Source organism: Rubripirellula obstinata, assembly GCF_001642955.1.
Classification (GTDB): domain Bacteria; phylum Planctomycetota; class Planctomycetia; order Pirellulales; family Pirellulaceae; genus Rubripirellula; species Rubripirellula obstinata.
The window spans coordinates 1-3,625 of record NZ_LWSK01000227.1; the positions used below are offsets into that span (position 1 = coordinate 1).

Sequence of the window (3,625 nt, forward strand, 5' to 3'; positions counted from 1 at the left end):
AAGCTTGCTCAAGCAAGAGAAAACGGCCAAGTGCGGAGTCAAAAACAAGCGGCTCACCGCTGGTTGGGACGATGACTACATGGAAAAAGTCGTTTTCAGTCGGTAAATCCCCGTGCAATCGCCCTGCTGGAAACGGTGATGGGAAATTGGGCAAAACGATGGGGGGGCAAAACGATGATGCGCGGCCCGCTTGCTCAATCTGTGCTAAGACCGCGCACCATCGTTTTGCCCCCACATCGTTTTGCCCAAATCATCCGCGAACGGCCCAGAAAAGGTGCCGGGTACCAAAAGTGAGAATAGGTAATAAAAAAGTTTCCTAAGCAACCAAAACGGTACCTGACACCTCTGACGATCCCTAAACGAATGTCACTTTGACCTGGAAGAATAATTTGGATTTGGGGTCGGCATTTGGGCGTCTACTTTATCCCTCCAATCAACAAGTGCCTGATGCAATTCTTCTGCCAACTCAGGCTTCTGGTCAACGAGATTTTTCTTTTCGCTAAGGTCGGCCTTCAGGTTAAACAACTCCAACTTGCCGTCCTCGAAGTACTCGATGAGTTTGTAGTCGTCTTTGCGGATCGAACCGCTGGGAACTCCATGATGGTAATGCGGGTAGTGCCAATAGACGGCATCGCGTCCAAGCGGTTTTGAGGAAAGAAGATGGTCGCTCAGGTCAACGCCATCGATGTCCGTCGGAAGGTTTGGGATGCCTGCGACGCGAGCAAACGTGGGATACAGATCGATCGAACTGACAACCGCATCGGATGTTACGCCGGCCGGAATGCGTCCTGGCCAACGGGCAATCCACGGGACTCGAGTGCCGCCTTCATAGAGCGTTCCCTTCCCGTTGCGTAGCGGTGCGTTGTTGGTCCAGCCAGAAACACCGCCATTGTCTGAGATGAAAACAATCAGCGTGTTTTCATCCAAACTCTGCTCCTTCATAAACGCCATCAGTTTTCCGATGCTCTGATCCAACGGTTCAACCATCGCGGCATAGGCAGCGTTTTGTTGCAACGCATTCGGATTCACAGCGGCTTTGTAGGCGTCCCGAACTTCATCGTTAAACCGTACGGGAGAATGCACGGAGTAGTGAGACAGCGTGACAAACCAGGGTTGATCCGGCGTGTTTTTGATAAACTCAATGGTCTCATTCGTAAGCTCAAACACACCTTTGGGATCTTCCGGCCGCTCGTCGCTGTTCAAATACCAATCCTGAACACCAACGTCAAACCCGTGCTCTTGCTGCGGCGTCGCATAGAGTGGATCCTGCAATGCCGGATCAGGATGTTCTGGTGTCGGCAATCCTCGCAGATGCCATTTTCCCAACCACGCGGTTCGATATCCGTTCTGTTGGAACAACTCCCCAATGGTTACTTCTTCCTCGGGAAGCCAACGTTGCCACTTGGGCATACGAAGAGGTTTTTTCGGATGCTTGCTTCCCGGGATCCAGTCGGTTAATCGAGTACGCGCCGGATACTTGCCGGTAACGATGCTTGCCCGGGTCGGCGAACACACAGATGCCGCAGCATATCCGTCCGTAAACAGCATCCCTTCGCTTGCCAGTTTGTCGATATGCGGTGTTTTGTAAAAGTCACTCCCATAGCATCCGAGATCTTTCCACCCCATATCATCAACCAGAATCAACAGGATATTGGGTCTCTCTGTTTCAGCAGCGCGTGCGCACTGGATCAAACTGAAAGCAACCAACAAAGCCGCTACGCTTCGACCAATCAACTTACTACTTCTCATCTCTTGTTTCCTTGATTTAAAACAGGATCCAAATTCCTCGACGCCCAAAACCGAGCTCGTTTGAAATCCCTCTTAGATTACCAATCGTAACTACCTTGCGATGCCCACGCGATTTAACGGTTTAGAAACTCTTCACGGCGCCCGATCGGTCCTGCAGTCTTGCCAAATTTCCGCAACCCACGATCTACGAGACACGCCAAGCGAAGCGTTCCCCGTTTGAAAAAACAGTGGGCAAAAAATCTCCTTATCGAATCCTATATTTTCCGCCCCTCATTTTTTGTCATCTTTACGACGCGGGAGCGCTTCGCCATTCGAGTTAAAATGTTTGACGATGTCATCGACGCTTCGCCAATCTATTTATCATACACCGTCGCGGGATCGACCAATCGTTCGTCAGCGATCCGTGACGAACCGTCTTTGGCGACTTGCCGGAAGAAGCAGCTTTCGAAACCTTCGTGGCAGGCTGCGCCGGTTTGTTCGATTCGCAACAAGATTGCATCGGCGTCGCAGTCAACGCGGATCTCGATGACCTTCTGCTGGTGGCCGCTTGTTTCACCTTTTCGCCAAAGCTTCCCTCGCGAACGACTGAAGTACACCGCGTAGCCAGTTTTTAGACTTTCACGAAACGCCTCTTCGTTCATCCAAGCAAACATCAAGACTCGCCCGCTGGTTGCATCCTGGGCGATCGCGGGCAGCAGACTTCCGCCCGCCGATGCGGTTCCTTTGGCGAAGTTGGGAATCGGCATGTCGTCCATCGCTGGTCCTGTCGTGAATACGTTGCTAATGAACGAGCGAAAGGAGGTGTCGTCTTTCGCTCCGCGAAAGTACGTTGAAAACACACTTTCGCGGAGCGAAAGGCGACTATCATTCCGCTCTTGTTCCTAAATCAAACCGGTATGATAGTTTCAATCCGAACAGGCCGCACGACTAGAGTAACCGGAGCGATCGCATAAACGAGAATGATCGGCTGATAGGGGCCGGGGATGACTAAGTTGCTGGTATCGATCCGATGATAGGAAAGAGACCCGTGCGTTTTCGCTGGCCTCATGTTTCTGCACTTCCTTTGTTTTGGCCTGCAATCGATGCCTCATCGTCTTGCTCCATCGAACGTCTCGTTCGTGATGCCGGTTCGCAATCGCCAGCACGATGTGGTTCAACTTGTTGAGCATCTGCTTAGCCAACTGACAGTCGCGGGCATTGGCGAAGCGGAAGTTGTGGTTGTGGATGATGGCAGCCATGACCAAACACGCGAGCGACTTCACGACCTGCAAACGACCCGCTCACGACTCCGCGTTCTCAGGCACGACCGACCGCGAGGAATGGAATCGGCCGGACAAACGGGATTGGAACGGGCCACCGGAAAGATCGTGCTCATCTGCGAAGACGAACATCCGGTCCTGACCGAAGACCTGCGAAGACTTCTCGAGATCGCGAAAGATGAAACTGTTGTTGCCGCGCGAACCGAAAGCAAGGTTCGGCCACCATCGGCACCCCTGATGCGTCGGCTTCGATCCTGGGGAACGCAAGCCGACACGCAATTCGAGTCGCGGGATGCGGAAGCGACCGAGCCAGCAGTCCAGTACAGTTCCCTGCAATTGATCCGCCGGCCGCATCTCAAGACGCTCGCCAGCCCCGCCGGTCACCACTTCCAACTCAGCAGCGAATCCGCCAAGAGTTTGTCCGTGATGACGTGAACCGTACGGCAATTTGCGCAGCGCCGTAACTCGCTATGGCTCGCTACGGCCTACTTTCTGTTCCCAGACGCTGCTTGGGGGCGATGCCCAACGCCGTGAAGAGTTTTGGTCTCGGAAAACACGTGTTAGTTCGTTTAGCCGCGTGGGCATCGCCCCGCGCGTTCGGTCATCAAGTCGGCGGG

Annotated in this window: 3 protein-coding genes; 1 reads left to right on the top strand and 2 read right to left on the bottom strand. The window is 53.4% G+C overall.

What is annotated here, in order from left to right:
- Positions 1-366: 366 nt before the first annotated feature.
- On the bottom strand, positions 367-1,749 hold the full coding sequence (locus RC85_RS25170; protein WP_068267611.1) for a sulfatase: 1,383 nt from the start codon (positions 1,747-1,749) through the stop codon (positions 367-369).
- A gap of 353 nt (positions 1,750-2,102) precedes the next feature.
- Positions 2,103-2,495 carry a phosphoribosyl-AMP cyclohydrolase gene (hisI, locus tag RC85_RS25175; protein ID WP_068267613.1) on the bottom strand — a complete coding sequence of 131 codons (393 nt, stop codon included), beginning with the start codon at positions 2,493-2,495 and terminating at the stop codon, positions 2,103-2,105.
- A 336-nt stretch (positions 2,496-2,831) separates the two neighbouring features.
- On the opposite strand from hisI, the gene RC85_RS25180 reads away from it, so the two are divergent.
- Positions 2,832-3,443: a glycosyltransferase family 2 protein gene (locus RC85_RS25180; protein WP_160148176.1), complete on the top strand. Its 612-nt coding sequence runs from the start codon at positions 2,832-2,834 to the stop codon at positions 3,441-3,443.
- The last annotated feature ends 182 nt before the right edge of the window (positions 3,444-3,625 follow it).